Origin of the sequence: Asticcacaulis sp. AC466 (assembly GCF_000495815.1) — a bacterium.
Lineage (GTDB): Bacteria > Pseudomonadota > Alphaproteobacteria > Caulobacterales > Caulobacteraceae > Asticcacaulis.
In genome coordinates this window covers 284082-308096 of the sequence record NZ_AWGE01000005.1, presented here as the reverse complement: position 1 = coordinate 308096, position 24015 = coordinate 284082, and the positions used below count along the sequence as shown (strand labels likewise).

Sequence of the window (24015 nt, the reverse complement as noted above, 5' to 3'; positions counted from 1 at the left end):
GCAATGGCGAAGCTTTTACTTAGCACGCAAGGGGATAATCATGTCTTTTCCGTTCAAATTTACTCTACTCACCTCGGCCGCAATGGTCGCGCTGACCTATGGCGGCGCGACCTTCGCCCAGGACGCCCATACACAAGTCGCAGCCGCGGCCACCGACCCTGCCGTTGAAGTCATTGTTACCGGCCGCGCCGGCACCGGCAAACGCACCAAGGCGGAAACCAGCTATTCCGTTACCAATATCAACGAAGAAGCCCTGCGCCTGCAAGCGCCGACCAGTGTCACCGAAGCACTGAAATCGGTCCCCGGCTTCTGGGTTGAGGCTTCCGGCGGTGAGGCTTCAGGTAATGTCCGCGCCCGCGGCGTTCCAGTCGACGGCTACGGGTCCATCACCCTGCTGGAAGACGGCATCGCCGTTGCCCACGACCCGGCCCTGGGCTACCTCAATGTCGATCAGGTTTTCCGCGTCGATGAAACCATAGATCGGATCGAAGTGGTGCGCGGCGGTCCTTCGGCCGTCTTCTACTCGAACGCTCCAGCCGGTGCCGTCAACTTCATCCCGCGCAAGGTCGGTGCCGAAGCCTCGGGCCTCGTCAAGGCCACGGTCGGCCAGGACGGCCTCTTCCGTACCGACTTCTGGTATGGCGCCCCTATTGGCGACTGGAAGGCTTCGATCGGCGACTTTTATCGTAACGAAACCGGCGTCCGCGATCCGGGCTTCACCGGCAACAAGGGCGGCCAGCTCCGCGCCACGCTCAGCCGGGATTTTGACCGCGGCAGCATCTCCTTCGACGTGAAGCGCCTGGACGACACCGTCGTCTTCTATACCGGCATTCCGATGCGTACCTATGCAAACGGTGATATCAAGGCCGTTCCCGGCTTCGACGGCAATTACGGCACCCTGACCGGTCCCGAAACCTCGATGGCCGACATGAAGATGGGCGACGGCTCCACCTACCATTATGACAATACGGTCGGCACCCAGGTAAAGCGCACGCAACTCACCGGCCATTTTGATTTCGAAGTCGCCGACGGCTGGAAGCTGAAATCGACGATGCGCTACAATGACACAGCCACACAACGCAACGGCTTGTACCCCAACACCCTGCTCAGCGCGGCCAAATTCCTGGACCAGAACAAGGCTTTGATCGCCACGGTGCCGGGGGCTGCGGCTCTGCAACTGCGCTACAACTCAACGCCAACCCAAACCTATGACACGCTGATGCAGAACGGCAACGGCCTTGTCACCGTCGCTGGCCTGCGCGGCATTACCATGCCGGTCAAGGAGATCATGAGCGACAACCAGATCTCGCACCGCTTCGATCTCGGCTCACAAACCCATGACGTGACCTTCGGCGCCTATTTTGCCCACATCGATGAAAGCTTCAGCCGTTATTCGTCAAGCTATATCACCGACGTGCAAGACAATGCCCGTCTGCTCAACCTGGTGGCGGTCGATGGCAGCGGCAACCTGATCAAGACGCTTACCGAAAACGGTGTCTGGCGCTATGGCTATGAATGGGAAAACGCGTCCGGCGAACAAACCACCTATGCCGCCTATCTGGCGGACGAGTGGCAGATCACGCCGGACCTGCGCATCGACGGCGGCCTGCGCTGGGAGACCATGACGGCGCGCGGCCGTGTCGAACAAAAGAAGACGGTCAATCTCGGCACCCTGACCACCTCGCAGATCCTGATGGGCAATGGCACCTTCGCCACCTATGACCAGACCTTCAGCCACACCACCTGGACCCTGGGGGCCAACTACCAGTTCGACACGCGCTCTGGCCTTTTCGCCCGCTATACATCGGCGGCGCGTATGCCAAGCCTCGGCAACTACATCACCAGTGCCACGGCCAAGCCGATCATCCAGACCATGGACCTCGGCGAAGCCGGCTACAAGTTCCGCAGCAGCGCATTCGATCTCTACGCCACCCTGTTCTGGACGCAGTACCACAACGTCGCCTTCAGCAATTACAAGTTTGACGTGATCACCGGCGTCTCGACCTCGGAGGCGGCCTTTGCCAATACCGAGACCCTCGGCCTGGAACTGGAAGCCGCCTGGCGCCCCCTCGCGTGGTTCGACGTGACCGCCACGGCGACCCTCGAAGACCCGCAGTACAAGGGCCTGACCTATACGGACAGTTCCAATCACCTGCAGGACTATGACGGCAACCAGCTCATCCGCGTCCCGAAAACATCCTTACGCGTCGTGCCTGGCTTCAACCTGCTGAACGATCATCTGCGCCTGCAGGCCGCTGTTGAGTATGAGGGCGAGCGCTTTGTCGATACCGCCAACTCGGTCAAGCTGCCTGACTACACCGCCATCAACCTGTCGGCACGTTACAAGGTGACGGACGACCTGTCGCTATATGCCTATATCGATAACGCCACCAACTCACTGGGCCTGACCGAAGGCAACCCGCGTGCCGGTGAACTGGCTTCGGCCGATGCCGGCGCCAATACCTTCATCGCGCGTCCGCTCCTCGGCCGCAACTATCGCCTCGCCCTGATGTACAAGTTCTAACCTGATGGGAAACAGCTTCGCAGGCCGTAAGACCTGCGAAGCTGTTTTTTCCGCACAATCTTTGCCAAATGTGCCGAGTTGTTCAATGCGCAAGAAGGCTAACGGTATAGCCGGCATTGCAATCACATGGCCTGGGCTATGGCTGTTTCGGACACCCAAAGCGGGGCAAAACTATGATGGCTGGCCTCGGCTTGAGGACGGGCAAAATAATAGCCCTGAAACTTATCTACGCCAAGCTCATACAGGATCTGCGCCTGCTCAATGGTCTCAACGCCCTCGGCAATGACCTCAAAACCAAACCTTCGCGCGATCATGACAGCGCTTTCAACGATCACACGTCCATCGGCATCGATGTCGTTTATAAAATGCCGATCGACCTTGATCGCCGTTACCGGAAATTTGTGCAGGCGCGACAGCGACGAATACCCCGTGCCAAAATCATCGATGTGGACTTCAACGCCAAGCTCACGGAGGTTTTTGACACAACGAAGGACTTGCTCGAGATGTTCGTCATCGAACAAGGATTCCGTAACCTCAATTTCAAGGCGCGCTGGACTAAGGCCGGTCTGATTTAGAATTTGAACGACCTTCAAATCAAATTGGCTATGAACGAGTTGTTTGATCGACGCATTAACGGCGACCTTGATCTGCGCTCCATCCTTCCCCCAGCCTGTCGCGTCTTTACACGCCTGGTACAAAGCCCATTCGCCCAGCGCCACAATCTTATCGGTGTCCTCAGCGAGTTTTATGAATTCTTCGGGACTTATGGCGCCAAGAGAGGGATGGTTCCACCGGGCCAGGGCTTCATGCGCAACCACTCGGCCGGTGACGGCACTAACGATCGGCTGATAGACTAAAGTCAACTCATCCGTCCCAATCGCCTGAGCAAGAGATCGGCTAAGGTCATATCGGCGACGCTGAACTTCCGCATAGGTCTCGCTGTAGGCGAGCGCACGCCCCCGTTCGGTCCGCTTTACCTCGGTTACGGCAAGATCCGCCGCATGAATAACGTCTGTAAAAGACTTGTCGTCGTCGGGATAAAACGCAAGACCGATGCTCACCCCCAAACGGATGGTTTCACCGTTGAGCACAAACGGATGATTCACGGCGCCAATAATCCTATCGCACAGATATTGTACAATATTCGGCTCAGCCGCAGTCAAGGGCATGGCTACAACAAACTCATCTCCGCCCCAGCGAGCCAGAATTGCCCCAGGCGGCAATTGTTTGTTGATCTGCCCCGATACATTGACGAGAACGCGATCGCCAATATCATGCCCAAGGGCATCATTGATCTGCTTGAAGCGGTCAAGATCCAGAAACATCACCGCCACGGCGAGGTTGCTATGATCTTTCAGCAGGGCCTTGGCCCACTCCATCAGCCCGCGCCGGTTCGGCAGATTGGTCAGCAAGTCATTGTGCGCAATCTCTTTTAGGGCACGGGTCCGATCAAGAATCTTCGACTCCAATGTCCCGTTGAGATCTTTAAGGTCTGCGATGAGGCTTATATTGTCATGCTCAAGATCCAGGCTTTGACGCAAGACATTATGGTTGTTGGCATGGCTCACCAGCATAACGACCAGGAAAATAAGACCCAGCGCCGCGATTATGACGTCGACCGAGCTAAATATTGCCAAGGCCAACGAGGCTGGCAACAACAAGATAGTAATATAGAGACGTCCCTGAGACTTCAACGCCGCGGTAACGCCCGTAGCTCCCCCCGCCAGAGCGGAGATAATGATAACGAGGGTGTATCTGGCAACGCTACCCGAATGCGACGCCTCGCTATCGATGACACTGCACGCTAAAACCGCCCACAGGATGGCCGATGCACACAGTCCAACGCCGTAATTTTGCTGCCAATACGCCAGTCGAGAAGGCCCGATAGCCGCCCTTGACTTGGTACTTGATCTGTATCGCGCCCAGTCGAATAGCCGGATAGCGCTCAAAACGCACATAAGGCAGAGCCAAGTCCAGGCCCATACATGCCCCCCACTCGCAACCGTCCAGGCGGCGCCAAAAGCAGCCGCGACATTGACGAATACCATTGGCGGTAGATTTTTGTAGGCGATATCAATCAATTTTGACTGAAATAGAGCATTGCCCTTAAAAGTGTAATTCATACTTTTTCTCGCCTCCATTGGCGGCGAGAACCTTTCCGGCTCCGATGTGAATTATGCTGTCCATTTGCCGTCTGTCCAACCGTCACACAACTGCTCAAGGTTAGCGCGCTGAAGGGGTTTGCGAGTGTAATCGTCAAGGTGCGGCAGAAGAACCAATTAGAAGAGCGCCATTATATTTTAGGGCGCTTAATTCGGGATTTATCAACTGCTACGTTGCGGTAACAATTCGAGATGTACACGTTAATCCGTTGATTAACATCATTAAATTTATCTCAGATTTGTGCATTCAACATGAAGTGTTTTGCGCAATACGTTCGCTTGGGGCCAAAACTAAATGGGGCGCATTTGCGCCCGAAGCGGAAGATACATTAGCGCTTTCCGAAAAGTGTGCTGCACTTTTCGGATAAAAAAGCGCGTAAAAGCAAGGAAGTAGAGCGCCGATCTGCTTCAATCAGATCGGAGTACGCTAAAACACTGAATGCCACGCATTTCGTTGTTTGATTGACGATTATCACAGCCGAAACTCGCTACCATTTCCACGCGACTCCGTTGTCGAGATGGGCAGTTGCTTGCGCCCCCCCCCTGGCCTTCGAATTAACGCCCGGCCAGTTGGGTGAGGTCCGTGCGGCTCTACCATTGATTGCACCTTTGCCACCGACACGGACCTATGCTGCCGACGCAACTTACGGCGGCGACGGGTTACGCCGCTTCCTGATCGAACGCGGAATCACCAGAAACTTCGCTGCAGCCGTCGCTATCGCTATCTCTATAATCTAGTGGGCTGATTGAGTCTCGAACCTAAGGTGACGGACATGGTGTCTCGGTGTCCGTCGCCCTGGGGACAGTCAGGCCTTAGAACTCAGAGCCCATGCGAATGCCAAGCATACGTGGCGCGTCGTAGCTGGCGCGCAGGTGGCCCTGGTCGAGGAACTGGAAGTTTTTGGTGGCGACATTGCCCAGGTTTTGGCCGTAGAGCTCAACGAAGAATTTTTGGGTTGGCGGCGTAACACGCAGGTTGACGTCCACCTTGCTATAGGCGGCCTGCGATTGCGCCAGGTGCGCACCATCATAGTTGCGCACGTCGAGCCACATCTTGCTTTGCCAGTGGACCAAAACGTAAGGCTGGATCAGATAGCCATTGTTCAGCCGGATATCGTGGCTGTAATTGACCGAGAACGAGAATTCCGGCGCGAACGGCAAACGGTTGCCCTTGATGCTGATCGGCTGATCCGACGGGCCGCATTGCGCCTGGTTGAATATCTGGCGCTCGCCGCAGGCATATTCATCGATCAGTGTACCCTTGACCACCGTCGCATCCAGCCATGAGACATAACCATTCAGGTGACCATTTTTCCATGGCTTGGATTCGAACTCGACTTCCACGCCGTCGATGCGCGCCTTAGGCAGGTTGTCGGTGGTCCAGGCGGTGACCGGGCGTCCAAAGAGCGGGCTGGACGGATCGGTGTTGGTGCCGATCACCTTGTCGCCGGTGTTCTGCATATCATGATAGTCTTCGAAGAAGAGCGCCGTGGACAGTTGCAGCCGGTTATCGAACAGCTTGCCCTTATAGCCAACTTCGTAATTGGTCACATGCTCGGGACGATAGGTCAGAAGCTGGATGCAGCCATTGTTGCAGAAGTCCGCCGTCTCATACATCCCACCCATCTTATAGCCGCTGGCGATCGCGCCATAGAACATATGGTTGGCCGATGGATTATATTGCAGGCCCAGGCGATAGGTGCCGACGTTCCATTTCATGTCGGAATCGGTAACGTCGAACAGTGGCAGCGCCGTCCCGGGAACCGCCCCTGTTCCCATGGTTGGGGTCAGGTTGTTGGATTGGTGAGCGCGCGGGAAACCCGGCGTATATTGGCCATTGTACCAGGACGGATCGCCGCTGAAGAAGCCATATTCCAGGCCGCCGTGGTCCCCCTTGTGGTCCCACGAATAGCGCCCGCCGACGGTCGCCGTCAGAGTGTCGGTGATCTTGTAGTCAAACTGCCCGAATAAGGCCTTCGATTCGGTCGTCCGGTTGCGCTGGTCGTAATAGACTCCCCAGGGCAGGCCGTCCGGCGTCCCGCTGGCGGCGTCATAGGTTTTGTTCTCGTAAGAGTTCTGCTGGTAGTTGATCTGCTTGTGCTCGTAGAGATAGAAGGCCCCCAGCACATAGTTGAGACGGTGATCACCGTTCGACTTCAACTGGATTTCGTGCGTCATCGAGCGGTAGTTGCTGCTGGCGGTGAGGCTGTCGGTATCTTCGACGGGGTAGTATTGAGTCGCCTGCTGCTCCGGCGTGATGGCTTCGCCGATCGACGACCAGGCGGCCGGGGCATAGGCGCCGCCGTCATTGTCGGTCAGCTGATGCCGGCGCTCGTCCTCGAAGCCGCCGCGGTATTCCAGAACCATGTTGTCGTTGACGTTATAGGTCGCCTTGAACTGGTAATCATCCAGCGTCATGCGGACATAACCCGGGACGTTGATCAGCAGATAGCGCAGTTGATGGTCACAAGCCGCTGCCGTGCCGACCGCCGACTTGCAATCGACATAGTCGTGATCGCCAGCCCCGTTGTCGGCAAAACGCGACAAAGTCAGCGACAGCTCCAGCCGGTCATTGACCTGCCAGCGTGTCATGATCCGGGCCGCCCATTCGTTTTGGTTGTTATAATAGTTCTTGGGAGAGACGGCGTGGTTATAGCCCTGATAAACGTCGGGAATGCCGTCCTTGACGATACCGTTGGCCGGTGACGCCAAGTCGGTGAAGTCTTCGACCTGCTGGCCATAGCCGTCGCGCTTGGCCGCCATGTAGTTGACGCGGATGGCGAAATTGTCCGCCAGGCCGAAATTGTAGGTTAGGTGCAGGTCGCGGCCGTTATACGAGCTCAACGAGGCATCCGCTTTACCAAAGTAGCGGCCGAAGACCGGCTTGGCCGGAATGACGTTGATGACTCCGCCGGGCGAATTCATGCCGAACAGCGTGCCCTGCGGCCCACGCAGCACTTCGACCCGTTCGACGTCATACATCAACGCCAGGGCACCTTGCGGGCGAGGTGAATAGAAGCCGTCCTGGTGCATCGAAACGGCGGCTTCGGCAACTTCCGTGGTATCGGTCGATGATACGCCGCGCATGGTGATGGCCGTGCTTGAATCGCCGTTCGACCCCATCTGCAGGTTCGGTACAGACGTCGCCAATCCCTTGATGTCGACAACCCCTTGCTTGGTCAGGGCATCCTGTGTCAGGGCCGACACCGCCAGCGGCGTCTTCAATAGCTTGGTGCTACGCTTAGACGCGGTGATGATCACTTCGGGAATGGCATCTCCCGAGCCGTCAGAAGGAGCGACCGCGGCCGGTGGCGTCGCCTGCGCCCAGGCTATGGCAGGCGCAGATCCAGCAAAGACGCCACCCAGGCCCAAGGCCGTCGTAAGCATCAAAAGGGAACGCTTTTGGCGTGAAATCGCACGTCTCATGAATTGCTCCTACCAGCCCGACTTGGCTTCCGGACAGAAGAGTTGCGACAGGAAACGGCCCTGGTCAATATATACTTCTAGTGGATGTAATTAATCGGAAATGAGTGTGACAATTTGGCGTCAGTTTGTCGCGCCATTGTAAAAAGGTCGGTTCAGTTCAACCCGACGCGACGGGCTTTTTTCTGTTGCACGACGTCGTCGCCATCCGGCCGGCCTTGGACAAGCACATCCATGCGAGGGGTAAGCTTTTCATATATCGGCAGCACTGCCGCGCCGAGAAGCGCACTGTCGCCGGCCTGGCGGGACAACACCACGCGATCGCGATCGTGAACACTCAGGCCGCTTCGGACGGAGTGCAGCCACGGCACCGCGACATCGATCAACATCTCCCAGAGCGCGGGAGGCGCCGATCCGCCCAGCACAATCACTTCGGGATCGAACATGTTCTCGATGGCGCAGATCGCCTGGCGCAGATAAGGCGCGGCATCGCGACACCATTGTATAGTGGCCTCATCGCAATCCTGTAGTCTTCGCGTAACCTGATCAGCGGTGATGATCTCGTCGCAGCCAAGGGCCTCCGACAAGGCGTGAAGCGACAGATAAGTTTCCAGGCACCCCTGGTTGCCACACGAACACAACCGGCCGCCCCGTTCGACGGGAATATGGCCGATTTCGGTGGCGTTTCCGTTGGCGCCCTGGTAGGCCGCGCGGTTCAGCATCAAGGCGCCGCCGAGGCCCGCGCCCATATACAGATAAAAGAAGCGGTTTGCGTCGCGCGCCGCGCCGAACAACGATTCCCCCACCGCCCCCGCCACGCTGTCAACATTGTAGAAGACCGGAAGCCCGACGGCCTCTTCCAGCGCGGTAAAAATCTCCAGCCCACGCCACTTTTCAAAGACAGTTGGCCCTTTGAAGCTTAGGTCCGGGGCATCGAACGGCCCCGGCATGGCGACTCCTACTCCCCAAATGCGGTCGGCGCTTCCGGCCGCGTCACGCAAGGCGTTGACCTGCTTGATCATCGCTACCAGCGCCGTGGTCGGATCGCGCAGATCAATCTCCAGGTCGCGGCGGGCACGCATTTCGCCAACCAGATTGACCCGCGCCGCCGACATCTGGTTCAGTGACAGACTGATACCTATCGCGTCGCCGCCATCTGGATTGAGCTGGAACGCCATCGGCGGCTGACCCCTGCCCTTCTCGCCCGTCAAGCGCTTGGAAACGATCAGGTTCAGGTCTTCGAGGTCTTGGGTAATATTGACAATCGTCTGAGGGCTAAGGCCAACGATGTCCATGATATCCTTGCGCGATGCCTCGCCCTGGCGGCGGATAACGTCCAGCACAATGCGCCGGTTGAACGGCGCGGAGGATTGTTGTGTAGTGCCTCGGCTCACCATCGGCCTTGTCTGCTCCAGATCAATCTAAAGGGGCTGAACGGATAGTACTGTTCCCATAACCGGTACATATACGCAACTCATCATAAGACGCAATTAAACACATCCAGTAGATTTATTAATTGACATTCGCTGTACGCTCGCGCAGTTTCGACACGGGGCGGTTAGGGCGGACCGCGACCACGGGGCAACGCACCCCGCTCCTGGCCCGGGTCTATCACTATGAATATCCTTTCCCCGTCGGCTGCGGCTGATCGCTCCGTACCGGCCGTCACCGTCATCGGCGACATCAATATAGATCTCGTCATGGGGCCGCTCGCCAAGTGGCCGGCTGTGGGCACGGAAACCATACTGCCACGCAGCGAAATGCGCCCTGGTGGCTCCGCCGGTAACGTGGCATTGGCGCTGAAGGCGCTCGGCGCCAGGGTTGACCTGTTTACCTCGGTCGGTAACGATTCTCTGGGGCTGTGGCTACGGGACCAGTTCGACGACTGTACCGCGACCATCGATCTATGCGAAGCGGCGACGTCGGTCACGGTTGCCGTGCTCGATCCCTCCAGCGAGCGTACATTTCTAACAACCATCGGTCATTTGGACCAGCAGGAATGGGAGCCGCTAGCCCGGGCTATTGCGCCGGCTTCCGGCCCCGGCGCCATCGCGCTGCTCACCGGCGTTTTCCTGCTGCCGCGGCTGCGTCGCCGGTATATGGAAATCCTGCGCACCTTACGGAGCACGGGTTACGCCGTCGCGCTGGACACCGGCTGGCCACCAGAAGGCTGGACGCCGGCCGTCGTGGCAGAGGTAAAGGGTTGGCTGGGCTTGGTTGACCATCTTTTGCTGAACGAGGTCGAAATCACGAGCCTGGCTGGCACAAACAATCTAGATGACGCCATGCGGTTGTTGGTGCCGTGCCTCCCGTCGTCGGCAACGCTGGTGGCAAAGCTGGGCGCGCGAGGCGCGGTCGGTATGGAAGCGGACGGATCCGGCCACTATGCACCGGCGGGGCGCCCCGACATTTTCGATACGGTCGGCGCCGGCGATTCCTTCAACGCCGGCTATCTGTCCGCGCGTAATCGCGGCCTGGGCTTGACGGACGCGCTCAAGGCCGGGTGCGACACGGCGACCGAAATCATCGCCCGGTTCCCACGCAACCTGTCGGCGGCAAGCCTGAAGCAAGGCATTTCAAATGGGGAAACAGCATGGCCAACCGGGGTCTGACGGTCGTCTACATCTTGTGCGTATGGTTCGTCATTTCCTTCGTGACGAACATCATCGGCCCACTGATGCCGGTCCTGATCGGCGATTTTCACCTGAACCTCGCCCTGGCGGGCTTCCTCCCCTTTTCCTTCTTTCTCGCCTACGGTCTTGTCTCGATACCGGCCGGTGCCCTGATCGAGACACGCGGCCCATCCTTTTCCCTGCTGACCGCGTTGTCGGTGAACCTGACCGGCGCTCTGCTCTTCGCACTTCACCCCACATACCTGGCTGGCGTGGCGGCGTTATTCATCATCGGTGCGGGGATGGCCATGCTGCAAGTCATCATCAATCCGTTGATGCGGATGGCCGGTGGTGAAACGCATTTTGCCTTCTACTCCGTACTGGGACAACTGGTGTTCGGCCTGGCCTCCTATCTCAGCCCCGCGGTTTTCTCTGTGATCATGACGCGCAATTCATCCTTGCCGGGCGTGCTCACGGCGCTCACCACGATGTTTCATGCGCCACACTGGGCCTTGCTATACTGGCTGTTCGCGCTGTTGTTCTTGCTGACGATCGGCCTGACCTTCGCCATCAACCTCAAATCCTTCAGCCTCAACGCCGACGAACGTGCTGAACCCATTGGCGTCTATCTGAGCCTGATGCGCAACCGCACGGCCCTGCTCTACTTCTTTGGCATTGCCTGTTACGTCGCCATGGAGCAGTCGATCGCCAACTGGATGTCTGCGTTCCTTCAGACCTATCATGGGATCGATCCGACGACCGTCGGCGCGCAAGAGGTCGGCGACTTCTGGGGATTGATGTCCGTAGGCTGCCTCATCGGCCTTGGGCTACTCAAGCTGCTTGATTCGAAGGTAGTGCTATGTGGCGCCGTTATTTGTGCCGCCCTATCGCTGGCAGCCGCCCTGTTCGGGGCCACACAATTCAGCCTGGTCGCGTTTCCGCTGTGCGGCCTATTCCTGTCGGTGATGTTCTCAATCGTCTTTTCGCTGGGCCTGAATTCGCTTCCCAATAACCACGGCGCCTTGTCCGGCATTCTCTGTTCGGGCATCGTCGGAGGCGCGTTCGGCCCCCTGCTCGTCGGCGCTGTTGGCGAACATCTGGGCCTGAGGCTCGCCTATTTGCTGGTCTTCGCGTTCATGGCCTTTTTGTTCGTTATCGGCATTTGCGCCAAACCCCTCGTCAAGAATCAGACCGTCTTTCAGACGTCGCAACACACCTGAGGAAAAGCAGCCTTGACAATCAAAGCCGCTACGCCACCGCTACGCCTTATCTCTCTCGACGTCTTGAGAGGCCTTGCCGTTATCGGCATGATCCTGGCCAATGCCACCGACGGCGTAAAGGAAGGCTTCCATGCCCAGGTCTTCCCCCAGCTTCTGCACGAGCGCTGGGAAGGCCTGCATCTCGCCGATACGGTCTTTCCGGCCTTTCTGATGATGGTCGGCGTTTCGGTGCCGTTGGCGCTAGGCAAGATCAAAGACTCAGGGGCTGTCGATGCAGGCGCGCTGTCCAAGGTCATCTGGCGGGCCCTCAGGCTGATCGCCCTGGGCTTCATCCTGGTCAATATCGACTATTTCGCCCATTTTGCCACGAACACCTGGCGCCTATTCGGTGTGCTGCAACGGACTGGTCTGGTCTACGGCGTCTGCGGCCTTCTCTTCCTGACCTGCGGGCCGAAGACACGCCTGGCGATTGCGGCGGGCCTGCTGGTCCTCTACTGGCCCTTGACCTTGTTGCCACAACTCGATGCCGGCCCGAGCGATATCTGGGTGCGCGGGCATAATTTCGTAGGCTCCATCGACCGGGTGTGGCTGGGTGCCGGCCATCACAACTATGTCAAGGGGCCGGAAGGCTATGACCCAGAAGGGCTACTCGGTACCTTGCCCGCGATTGCCCAGGGGCTCATCGGCATGGCTATCGGCGAATTCATCAGCCGCAACCGCGGGCCGTCTGCCGCCGGCAAGCTCGCTATCGCCGGACTGGCCATGCTATTGGCCGGTATCGGCTGGGGCTTCATCTTTCCGGTCATCAAGGATATTTGGTCGAGCAGTTTCGTGCTGGTGACCTGCGGTCTGACGACCCTGGTGCTGGCGGGCCTGCACTTCGTCCTCGACCGCGGCAAAGCACCCCATTGGGCCGCACTTTTCCCGATGGCGTTCGGTATAAACGCCATCGTCGCCTATGTGCTGGACGAATTATGGTACCAGCTTCCGACCTGGTCTCTGTTCGGCCTGCCCTATTTTGGTCTGCGCGCCTGGGTTTATGAACCGGTCGCCGCCCTGATGCCGGTGATCCTGTTCATTCTGCTTATATGGCTGTGCGTCGAATATCTTCGCAGGCAGAACTGGGTTGTAAAAATATAGCCGTGCTTTGGTCGCCTCTCTTCGGGCGCGTCGTGCCATAGGATTAAGTTGACACTTATAGGCCCATTGACCTCGTCGCTGCCAATCGCTGCTTGTGGAACGGTGAACCTGGAAAAGACACGCCGAAATAGCGGTGAAAATAAAATTCGCCGGAGTCCACGGAAATGCTTGGCTTAATCGTTTATGCTGTGACTAGCGCCTAGTTTTAATCAGGATAAGCCTATTTCACAGAGCCGAAGCGAGATCGTTGCATGGGTGGGGAGTCATATTGTCCCCCACGAGGCACGGCTGCGCCTGTGGCTCCAGGGAATGAGGATACCGGACGACGAGGTCAGCGACATTATACAAGACGCGTATGTAAAGATTGCGCGTTTGCGAAGCGTCGCCCACATCTATGATGGGAAGTCCTATTTTTTCCAGACGGCCAAGTCGGTGCTCATTCAGAAAATCAGACGGTCACGCATCGTGCCCATTGGGCAACTCACCGAAATTGACGCCGCAAGCCTGAGCGATAACGATCCCAACCCCGAACAACGCTTAAGCGCACGCCAGGAATTGGACAATGTAAAGGCGCTTATCGCCGGATTGCCTGACAAGTGTCGCGTTATTTTCGAAATGCGGCGCATCCAAGGACTGCCTCAAAAGGAGATAGCCAGGCAACTCGGGGTCAGCGAAAACGTGGTGGAGATGCAAGCCGTGCGTGGCTTGAAACTCATCATGAAGGGGCTCGAAACCAACGGCAAAGGCGACGGGGGCGCCAGGAGAGCCAAAGCAGCGACCCGATTTGAGGTGAAAAAAAATGGGAAATGAGCGACTCGATAATTCTGCGGAATATTGGGCCATTCGGCTTGAAGGCGAGCCCCTCAGCCCAGCCGAACAGGAGGCGCTTGACACATGGCTAGAAGAAGATGAGCGGCGCGAAGGCGCCTTGCTGCGCGCCCAGGCAATATTATCCTATCTTGATCGCGGGCGGGCCTTATCCCCGTCGGAGGACATAGCTACCAATAAAAGTACCAGGCGCGGCTTCGTAAGTTATGTGGCAGGTGCCGCAGTGGCCGCTGCCGCAGCTGGCCTGATCGTGTTGCTTCCGCGAACGAAAGAGATCGTCACTCAGATAGGCGAAGTTAGACAGGTCCCCCTGACGGACGGCTCCGTCGCTACCGTAAACACGGCGTCCAAGGTTGAGGTCGACTTCGAAAAAGCCGCACGCATTGTAAAACTGGCCGACGGCGAGGCCTGGTTTCGCGTCGCTCACGATAAGACGCGCCCCTTCATCGTCAAGGCAGGAGATGTGCGGGTACGGGCCGTTGGAACCGCGTTTTCGGTACGCCGGCGCAACAGCAGCGCCGATGTCCTCGTAACCGAGGGTGTCGTCGAAACCTGGGTCGTTGGCAAGGAAGCCCAGTCCGTCCGGATTGAGGCCGGCTCCAAGGCCTTTGTTTCCGGTGATGCGGGTAACATCGCTCCCACCCGGGCTTCGCAAGAAATCGACCGTTCACTGGCCTGGCGCACAGGCGAACTGGCACTCGACGGCGAAACGCTTGATTTCGCAGTTGAGGAGATCAATCGCTACAATACAAAGAAATTGGTCATAGATACACCCGACCTCGGACGAGAGCCACTGGTTGGATACTTCCGGACCAATGAGCCGGCGAACTTTAGCCACGCCGTGTCTTTGCTCCTCGGCGCAAAGGTGATCGATGACGGTAACGTCATACGCATAATAAGACCAATTAAGGACCTGCACGAGTCCAATTTATAAAATTTTTATACCAATAATGACGGAACGGTGAAACCAAGCCGTCTACAGTCCTAGAGCCGCAAGGGCTCACATAAAGGAGATAGTTAAATGGGGGCGTGGGGTATGCTGGGTTCAAAGCCATGGCTGTTCGGGTCGACAGCTGCAATCGTTTGCATGATAGGGAATTCACCTGTCTATGCTCAGACAAAAATGTTTGATGTCGCGGCACAACCGGCCGCTCAGAGCATTCCGCTCTTTGGAAAGCAAGCGGGCGTGCAGATCCTGGCTAGCGCCAAGACCTTGGCGGGCAAACGTACCAATGAGGTGAAAGGCGATTATACCGTCACAACCGGCCTGGCAAAATTGCTAAATAACACCGGCCTCGAGGCGGTTGTTGATGCCGCTTCAGGGATCACGACTATTCGTGACACGGCTGCAAGCGCTTCTGCGGAATACAGCACAAGTTCTGATGCCATCACGACGCCCCTACTCATTGAGGAGGCGGCACAAACCGAAACCGGCGCCGACGGCCAAGCCCCCACGACTGAAGTTGTCGTACGGGGCATTAAGCGTAGTCTGCAAAAATCAGCGACCGCCAAGAAGAATGCCGACCAGATCGTCGAGGTGGTTTCGGCCGAGGATGTCGGCAAGCTGCCGGGAACAAGCATAGCCGAATCGCTTGCCCGTCTGCCCGGTGTGGCGGCTCAACGTGTTGATGGCCGAGCTGAATATCTTTCGATCCGTGGCATGGACCCACAGTTCGGCGTCACCCTTCTCAATGGCATGGAAATGGTCAGTACGGGTGATGACCGATCGTTTGAATACGATCAATTTCCCGCAGAATTAGTAAGTTCAGCGACCCTGTACAAAACGCCGGATGCGTCTTTGGGCACAATGGGTTTGTCGGGGACCATCGACATCCGTACTCTAAACCCTCTGGACTTCCACGGGCGAAAAATCGCGCTTAACGGCAGCGTGGAAATGAATTCCTTCGGCAAGCTGGTGCCTGGCACCCAGGGCAATGGCGGACGTTACAGCCTGTCCTACATCGATCAGTTTGACGGCGGAAAGCTGGGAATTGCCATAGGCTATGCACACCTGGACAGTCCAACCCAGCGCAAATATTTCAATCCGTGGGACTACGGTATTGGAAAGGATCTTGGGGTTGAAGGCGCAGGGGACGCTTACACCTTCGACGGGTTTGAAACCGGCGTTCAAACAACACAAAGCGTGCGAGACGGTCTTTTGAGTGTCGTGCAGTACAAGCCCAATGAGGTGTACTCGACAAAGGTAGATATCTTCCATTCGCAATTTGACGAACGCATGAACGGCGTCGAGCTGGACGGCGTGACGGCCAACTGGGCGAGCGGTACTATCGCCTCGACCACGGTGAACGGCAACACCAATAGCGTTTCCAATGCCAGTCCGATCATCACGACGCGCCAGGATGTTCGTCGAGATACGATCAATGCCATCAACTGGACCAATACCCTCTCCCTGGGACAATGGACGGTGCGCGGTGATCTCGGTCTGTCACACGCCCGCCGCAACGAGTGGGTGGGCGAAGGCTATATGATGTCTGAAACGCCTATAGATATGGACTATAGCGTACCGACCAGCCTGACAGGCTTCAGCCACGTAACAACCAATACTGATTTTGCCGATACCTCCCGTGTAATGCTTGCTACGGCTTGGGGAGCAGGCTCCGGTGCGGCCTACGCCTCTCAGGCCTATGTCACGGACAGGATGACCACGGCGCGCCTGTCGGCGAAGCGCTTCATCAATCTCGGTATCTTCAACGGGCTGGAAGCTGGTGTGTTGTATAGTGAACGCGGCAAGGATCTGGAATACAGCGGCGTAATCTATGATCTGTCAGACGGTTCGCAGTGTCTAAACGGTCTGCTATGTCAGCCGATCCAGTCGTCCACCGCCTTCTACACGGTGGATATGGGATTTGTAGGCTTGTCCAACCTTATAGGCTTCGCGGTGCGTGGCGCGCTGGACAGTGGGGCCTATATCGCCAATCCGAATACGGGTAAGGACCCGGCATGGAACTGGGGCGTGACTGAAAAGGTCACGACCGCTTTCGCCAAGCTAAACATCAGCTCCGAACGTGTGCTGCCGATCCACGGAAATCTTGGCTTGCAGTTCATAAATACCGACCAGTCTGCAACCGGTCTTTATATCGACTCCAACGGGGATGCCAGTCCCGTCAGCGGTGGCACCCACTATTCAGACGTGCTGCCCAGCCTCAATCTGACGGGTGATCTAGGCAACACGACATATCTGCGGTTCGGCGCGGCCAAGGCCCTGTCGCGCGCCAATATGACTGACATGCGCGCTGGTATCACCGCGGCGGTTAGTTCAAGCGACCACAAATGGTATGGAAGTGGTGGCAATCCCGCGCTGAAGCCTTGGCAGTCCTACGACTACGACCTGTCACTTGAAAAGTACTTCGGAAAGACGTCTTACGTAGCGCTGGCGGCTTTCTACAAGGACATTACCCGAGGGATTGTCTCAAAGAGCATTGCGTATGATTTCTCCAGCTATACCAATACATCTGGCGTAATTCCGGTCAGTAATACAGGTACCTTGACCACACTGGTCGATACGACGGGCGGTAGGGTCCAGGGCTGGGAATTGAGCTGGACTCTCGATGGAAGCCTGCTTACGCCGAAGCTTGACGGTTTCGGGATCACCGGCTCCTTTGCCAATACACATGTCAAGGCCAATACCGATCCGGATGGTGCGGTCGTTGGCACTCTGATGGAAGGGCTTTCCAAGATTGTGTGGAACGGCAGTGTCTATTATGAAAAGAATGGCTATCAGGTACGCATCGCTGAGCGCTACAGATCCGGTTATTCGGCTAGTCGCCATGATGCCTTCAGATATGTCACCGAGACCATCCGTCCAGAGACCATTATCGACGCTCAACTCGGCTATACATTTCAGAGCGGCCAATTAAAAAATCTAACCATCCTGTTACAAGGGTCCAACCTTACCAACGAACCCTATGTGACGACACAAACGGTCAACGGCCAGACCGCGCTTAACCAGTATCACGAGTTCGGCCGTCAGTTGCTGTTGGGCTTCTCCTATTCGTTCTGAATGAGAAGATCGCGGCCGCGAACGCCTAAGCGTTTGCGGCCCATTTTTTACGCACTCATATTCGAAGGATTGGCTACCGGTGACAAAAATGGGCATCAGGGGGGTTTTCGCTGTCATGGCGATGTCAGCGTTGGCTATGACGGCTGCGTCCCAAACTCAGTCTCAGCCAGCGCTTCAGTCTGTGGCCAATGTTCGGCTCGAATGGAAGCCGCGCGATATCGAAAACGGACATACGCATGTGGATTTGCGCCTGGTTAACACTGGCCAGACGCCGCTAGAAATGCGTGGCTGGTCTCTTTATCTGACGTCGATCTCTGGGACAGAACCTTCCCGACTTGAAGACAGCGCCGCCATTACTGAAGTGATCGGACCATTGTTTCGCCTGCGCCCGCAAAGCGGCTTGCCTCTGTTGGCGCCCGGAGCCAGCACCACCTTCAAACTGGATTATGGCGAGGCCATGATATTGACCGACAAGGCCCCCACCGGCCCCTACATCGTCTATGACGATGCGCCGAGCAAAGCGGTGCCGGTTGCTGACTATCAGGTATATAGTCTCAATGAAACCCTTACTCCGCAAGACATCTACGCTCAAAACGAGGCCATCACCGTCGTAGGCAGCGCCGACTTTCCGCCGGTTTTCCCTTCACCCCTTAGCTATACCTATGCCTCAGGCGCGCTGAGCCTGAGGCACGGCGTACATGTCGAAGCCACTTCCAACCTGGCTCCGGAAGCCGCATTCGCGCGTCATATGTTCGGCACACACGTCTCCCCCCATGGCGTGCCGGTCCGATTAAGCGTCGGCGCAGTAAGAGGACAGACGTCAGCTGAAGCCTACCATTTGGATATAACGCCGAAGGGCGTGCGTATCACTGGCGCGTCGGCGGCAGGGGTTTACTACGGCTTGCAATCGCTACGCGACATTTTGAGCTTGGGCGGCGATACGCTCAAAGCCGTCCAAATCACTGACGCGCCCCGTTTTGGCTATCGTGGTCTAATGATGGACGTGGCTCGCAATTTTCAGACCCGTGAGAAGGTGTTTGAGGTCATTGACCTGATGGCGCGCTACAAGCTCAACACCTTGCATTTGCACCTGACCGATGACGAGGGTTGGCGGCTAGAGATTCCGCAACTGCCGGAGTTGACCTCGGTTGGCGCCCGGCGCGGCGTATGTGAGCCCGGCACCTGCCTACCGCCTGCCTATGGCTCCGGTCCTGATGTAAACAACCCGCACGGTTCGGGCTATTTCACTGTCAGTGACTATATCGAAATATTGAAATATGCTCACGCGCGCCATATCGAGGTCATTCCTGAAATCGAGATGCCTGGGCACGCCCGCGCCGCCATCATGGCCATGGCTGAGCGATCACGCCGCCTGCGTGCCTTAGGCGACCCGCATGCCGACGATTACAGGCTTGACGATCCCGGCGATGCCTCGGTCTATCATTCCGCTCAAGGCTTTTCCGACAACGTAATCAATCCCGCACTGCCCTCGACCTATCGCTTCGTAGACGCGGTGATTGCCGAACTGGTGGCCCTGCATAGGCAGGCTGGCGTACCTTTACAGACACTCCATATCGGTGGCGATGAATTGGCCGATGGCGCATGGGAAGGCTCTCCCCTGGCAAAAGCAGCGATGGCATCTCTGCCACATGCGGACACGGGAGCGCTTTGGGATCACTATTACAGCCAAGTTATCGCAAAGCTCGCCAGCTATGGCGTTAAGGCAGCTGGTTGGGAAGAACTGGGGGAGCGAAAGGCGCGCGGCGCTAATGGTGGGACCCAAATGGCCATTAATCCTCGGTTTAAGGGACAGGTCGGCAATCTGTTCGTCTGGAACAATCTGGGCGGTTCGGAGGATCTAGCCTACCGCCTCGCCAATGCCGGTTACGACATCGTCCTATCGCCGGCCACCAACCTTTATTTCGACATGGCCTATGCGCGTGATTCTCATGAATACGGCCACAACTGGGCGGCCTACACTGATTTGGATGCCGTTTTTGGTTTCAACCCCCTGCACATGGTGGGTACACAATCGGAAGGCATGACCCAACTCGACACGGCCGGAAAGACGCATCTGTCAGGTCTTGAGGCCACCCTTTTCTCCGAAACCGTGCGCGATCCACAGCGTATCGATTACATGCTTATGCCCAGGCTGTTGGCGTTGGCTGAGCGCGCCTGGGCACCAGAACCCGCTTGGGCCCGCACGACAGATCCGGCGAGCGCTGACATCTTAAAAGCAGCTGACTGGTCTTCGTTCGCCAATCGCGTCGGCAAGCAGATCCTGCCAAGCCTGGACGCCGACATGCCCGACCTGGCCTACCGCCTGCCGCCCCCCGGGCTACACCGCGACGGTGACCGGATTCTCGTCAATAGCCAGTTGCCCGGTCTGACGCTGCGCTACACGACAGACGGGCACCTGCCCGATGCGACAAGCCCGCAAGTGACGGGCCCGATCATCGAAAAAGGCCTGATTACGGTGGCGGCCTTCTCCCGCACCGGTCGCAGCGGTAGAGCCTCCAGCCTCACCAACCCCTAGGATGGTATTCATGTTAAAATCGCATCGCTTCGTTCTGGCGCTCGTCCTTGGCCTTATTGCCGCGCCGACGGCTTGGGCCGGAAATGACGACACCGATTGGGCCAACCTGCACGCTTTTCGTCAAAGGGACGCCGATTTGGTCGCCCACGGTCCTGTCCCTCACAGAGTGGTTTTCATGGGGGATTCGATTACCGAATTCTGGGACCAGGACCACCAAAACCAGTTTGCCGAGCCGACGCATATCAATCGTGGCATCAGTGGACAGACAACGCAACAAATGCTGCTCCGCTTCCGTCAGGACGTGATCGCCCTGCAACCTGAAACCGTGATCATACTGGCCGGAACCAATGACATCGCCGGCAATACCGGCACCACGACCAATGCCATGATCGAGGACAATATTGCCTCCATGGCCGAATTGGCGCGGCCCCACGGAATCCGGGTGATACTGGCATCTGTCCTCCCCGCAGACCACTACTGGTGGGCGCCGGACATCAAGCCGGTGGCACGCATTGCCGATCTAAACCAATGGCTGAAAGCCTTCGCCGTGAAACAGGGGGCGGGCTATATCAACTTTTTCACGCCCATGGCCGACCAAGCGGGCGGCTTAAGGCCCGAATATGGCGCCGACGGTGTCCATCCCAATGCTGCCGGCTATGCCGTCATGAACCGGCTGGTCAAAGAAGCCCTGTCAACGCCCTCCTCCGTATCCGAGAGATAGGGTCCCATGGCGCTGCCGAGCAACCGCTTCCTGGCCGTCGATGTATTGCGGGGCTTGACCCTGGCACTCATGATCGTGGTCAATATGTCGATAAGTGACAGCCTGTCCTTTTCCCAACTGCTGCATTCGACCTGGAACGGGTTTACCTTGACGGATGCCGTATTCCCGACCTTCCTTTTCGTTGTCGGCAACGCGCTCGGCTTTACCCTGGAGCGATATGAAACCCAGGGGCGCGGCGTACTCCTTCGTAAGGTTGCCGTACGCACAGGGATCATTTTTCTCTGCGGTGTCGTGGTTTCGAACTTTCCCTTCTTTTCTCTACATGGGGGCGTGGTTCACTGGGAAAGCGTGTCTCAACTCCGGATCATGGGTGTTTTGCAACGTATAGCGCTCACCTACGCCCTCGCCACTCTGATCGTTCATTTCGCGGGCGCCCGCGGGGCGGTCATCTATATCCTCGCAGCCTTGATCGGCAACGTCTGGGTGAACGCAGCCTTCGGTGACAACACCCTGACCGGTAACGCCGCTTTGAAGTTGGACACCTTTCTCCTTGGCGCCTCCCATCTTTACCATGGGGAAGGCGTTCCTTACGATCCCGAAGGACTGCTAGGCACCTTCCCGTCAGTGATCAACGTGCTGGCCGGCTATCTGGTGGTACGCTATGTGCGGGAGCACTCCCAAGGCCGCATGGCACTCCCCCTTCTCTTCGGCGCAGGCCTGTTGCTTCTCGGGCTTTCGCTCGCGCTTAACGGATGGATCCCGATCAACAAGAAGCTATGGACCAGCACCTATGTTCTGTGCACGACGGGTCTCGATCTTATCGTCTTCGCCGCCCTGATCCAGCTTGTCGATGTCTGGAAGGTCGGCTGGCTATCCTCCTATTTTGAAATCTTTGGCAAGAACGCACTGGCTATCTACATCCTTGCCGAATTGTCAATGTCGATTGCCTGGACCCTACAGGTCGGGCCTCACCCCTTGTTCATGTGGATATTTGAGGCCGGGTTTCGTTGGGTCGGCGGCAAATGGGCATCCCTACTGTTCGCCCTAGCCTTTGCGCAGGTCTGCTGGTTGCTGGCGTTTGTCATGGACAGGAAGCGAATCTATGTCCGAATTTGACACGTCAGTTACTCAGGCTTCGATCACTCGCCGAGGTATGCTGGCGATTACGGGCGCGTCGGCGTCGCTGATGGCAGCGCCGGCAGCGGCCGAAGAACGCGCCCGTATTCAATTTGCCCATGGCGTGGCCTCCGGCGATCCTCTCACCGACCGCGTCATCATCTGGACGCGGATTTCCGGAACAAGCGCTGTCGTCGAGGGTGTCTGGGAGGTGGCGGAGGACGACAGTTTTAAAAAATGCGTGCGCCAAGGCGCATTTATTACCGAAAGTGCCCGCGACCATACTGTGAAGATAGACGTGCCCGGCCTTAGACCGGGCAAGCAATATTTTTACCGGTTCCGCGCGGAATCAGCTGTGTCGCCGACGGGCCGGACAAAAACCTTGCCGTCCGAGACCGATCGGCTCGTCCTTGTTGCGGCGTCCTGTGCCATGTATCCCAACGGCTACTTCAACGCGTACCGCGCCATAGCCGATTTGACTGACTTGGATGTTGTCGTTTTTCTTGGCGACTACATCTACGAATATGGCGCCGATCCAGATGCCTTTGGTATGGACAACGGCCTCAGGCTCGGGCGCATACCCGATCCTCCTCACGAAATCATCTCACTAGATGACTACAGGCGCCGTCACGCCCAGTGTCGGGCGGAAAGCGAACTTCAGGCGGCCCATGCGCGAGCGGCCTGGATATGTGTATTTGACGATCATGAAATCGCTAACAACCCCTGGACTGATGGGGCTGAGAACCACAACCCCGACCAGGGCGAAGGGGATTGGATGACACGCAAAACATGCGCGATCCAGGCGTGGCGCGAATGGATGCCGATACGTGACCCCGCACCTGGTCAGCTTCGCGAAGCCATATATCGTAGCTTTCGCTTCGGTCATCTGGCGGAACTGACCATGCTCGAAACCCGGCTACTGGCGCGCTCTCGACAACTCGACTACGCAAGCGATATACCGAAGAAAGACGATGACCGCGATATAGACGCCTTCTGCTCTCGGCTAAATGATCCCCGCCGTGAACTCTTAGGCGCTGAGCAGCGCGGCTGGCTCGATGCCTGCTTGGCCTCGTCTGTGCAGGCCGGTGTGCACTGGCAACTTCTTGGCAGTCAGGTGATCATGGCGCGGATCAATAGTCCCAACTACTATACCGTTTTGGGTGATGATCGCGTAAACGCGACCCTGGCGGCTTTACCTGCCAATGATAGGGCGGGGCTCACCTCACAACTCGATCTGTTCACAAATTCCAGGCGCCTGCCCTACAATCTTGACGCCTGGGATGGATATCCGGCCGAGCGCGAGCGACTCTATGAAATTGCCCACAGGGCGAAGGCCAGGTTGATCGTCGTGTCAGGCGACAGTCACTGTGCCTGGGCCAATAATCTGTCTGACCAAAATGGCCAACCTGTCGGGGTTGAAATCGGCGTCACCGCCATTACCTCCCCCACCCATTGGCCTGATCCCTGGTTCCCGGACTTTGAATTGACGGACGCGTTGGTCGCCCAAAGCGATGAGGTTGTCGCGGCCGATGACCGTCACAATGGCTTCGCACGCCTGACGATAACTCGGAACGAGGTGCGCGCCGAATGGATGGCTGTCAGCACGATTGACTCGCGAGACTTTTCGCTGTCTGTCCGGCGAACGTTCCGCGTCACGGACCTCCCCTATCCCAAACTCACTAAGCACAATGCCGTCTGAACGACGCTCCTGT

At 57.4% G+C, this 24015-nt stretch carries 14 protein-coding genes; 11 read left to right on the top strand and 3 right to left on the bottom strand.

Annotated features, from left to right (window positions below):
* Positions 1 to 40 precede the first annotated feature (40 nt).
* Positions 41 to 2524 carry a TonB-dependent receptor gene (locus AEAC466_RS28535; protein WP_031238347.1) on the top strand — a complete coding sequence of 828 codons (2484 nt, stop codon included), beginning with the start codon at positions 41 to 43 and terminating at the stop codon, positions 2522 to 2524.
* 122 nt (positions 2525 to 2646) lie between these two features.
* Here AEAC466_RS28535 and AEAC466_RS28530 read toward each other — a convergent pair whose 3' ends face one another.
* The 3 genes from AEAC466_RS28530 to AEAC466_RS28520 all read right to left on the bottom strand — a co-directional run bounded on the left by AEAC466_RS28530 (position 2647) and on the right by AEAC466_RS28520 (position 9506).
* The gene (locus AEAC466_RS28530) at positions 2647 to 4647 is read right to left on the bottom strand and encodes a putative bifunctional diguanylate cyclase/phosphodiesterase (protein WP_162148930.1); all 2001 of its coding nucleotides are present in this window, start codon (positions 4645 to 4647) and stop codon (positions 2647 to 2649) included.
* 852 nt (positions 4648 to 5499) lie between these two features.
* Positions 5500 to 8112, bottom strand: a complete 2613-nt coding sequence (locus AEAC466_RS28525; protein WP_235074174.1) for a TonB-dependent receptor — start codon at positions 8110 to 8112, stop codon at positions 5500 to 5502.
* A gap of 152 nt (positions 8113 to 8264) precedes the next feature.
* On the bottom strand, positions 8265 to 9506 hold the full coding sequence (locus AEAC466_RS28520) for an ROK family transcriptional regulator (protein ID WP_023457186.1): 1242 nt from the start codon (positions 9504 to 9506) through the stop codon (positions 8265 to 8267).
* A gap of 219 nt (positions 9507 to 9725) precedes the next feature.
* Here AEAC466_RS28520 and AEAC466_RS28515 point away from each other — a divergent pair, with 219 nt between their 5' ends.
* The 10 genes from AEAC466_RS28515 (at position 9726) to AEAC466_RS28470 (ending at position 24002) form a co-directional block, all read left to right on the top strand.
* Positions 9726 to 10721, top strand: coding sequence for a carbohydrate kinase family protein (locus AEAC466_RS28515; RefSeq protein ID WP_023457185.1), 996 nt, complete (start codon positions 9726 to 9728; stop codon positions 10719 to 10721).
* Positions 10703 to 11941, top strand: a complete 1239-nt coding sequence (locus tag AEAC466_RS28510; RefSeq protein WP_023457184.1) for an MFS transporter — start codon at positions 10703 to 10705, stop codon at positions 11939 to 11941. Before AEAC466_RS28515 ends, AEAC466_RS28510 begins: the two co-directional genes overlap by 19 nt.
* A 12-nt stretch (positions 11942 to 11953) precedes the next feature.
* Entirely contained in the window at positions 11954 to 13081 is a 1128-nt protein-coding gene (locus AEAC466_RS28505) for an acyltransferase family protein (RefSeq protein ID WP_235074172.1), read from the top strand.
* A 309-nt stretch (positions 13082 to 13390) separates the two neighbouring features.
* On the top strand, positions 13391 to 13891 hold the full coding sequence (locus AEAC466_RS28500; protein WP_023457182.1) for an RNA polymerase sigma factor: 501 nt from the start codon (positions 13391 to 13393) through the stop codon (positions 13889 to 13891).
* A complete protein-coding gene (locus AEAC466_RS28495; protein WP_023457181.1) occupies positions 13881 to 14843 on the top strand; it encodes a FecR family protein in 963 nt (320 codons plus the stop codon). Before AEAC466_RS28500 ends, AEAC466_RS28495 begins: the two co-directional genes overlap by 11 nt.
* A 252-nt stretch (positions 14844 to 15095) precedes the next feature.
* Positions 15096 to 17930: a TonB-dependent receptor gene (locus tag AEAC466_RS28490; RefSeq protein WP_162148929.1), complete on the top strand. Its 2835-nt coding sequence runs from the start codon at positions 15096 to 15098 to the stop codon at positions 17928 to 17930.
* Between the two features lie 136 nt (positions 17931 to 18066).
* The gene (locus AEAC466_RS28485) at positions 18067 to 20466 is read left to right on the top strand and encodes a family 20 glycosylhydrolase (RefSeq protein ID WP_162148928.1); all 2400 of its coding nucleotides are present in this window, start codon (positions 18067 to 18069) and stop codon (positions 20464 to 20466) included.
* A gap of 10 nt (positions 20467 to 20476) precedes the next feature.
* Positions 20477 to 21187, top strand: a complete 711-nt coding sequence (locus AEAC466_RS28480; RefSeq protein WP_155913519.1) for an SGNH/GDSL hydrolase family protein — start codon at positions 20477 to 20479, stop codon at positions 21185 to 21187.
* 6 nt (positions 21188 to 21193) lie between these two features.
* The gene (locus tag AEAC466_RS28475) at positions 21194 to 22303 is read left to right on the top strand and encodes an acyltransferase family protein (protein WP_023457177.1); all 1110 of its coding nucleotides are present in this window, start codon (positions 21194 to 21196) and stop codon (positions 22301 to 22303) included.
* Positions 22290 to 24002 (top strand): alkaline phosphatase D family protein, encoded by a 1713-nt coding sequence (locus tag AEAC466_RS28470; RefSeq protein WP_052025068.1) that lies wholly within the window; start codon positions 22290 to 22292, stop codon positions 24000 to 24002. The genes AEAC466_RS28475 and AEAC466_RS28470 overlap by 14 nt, the downstream gene beginning before the upstream one ends.
* Positions 24003 to 24015 lie beyond the last annotated feature (13 nt).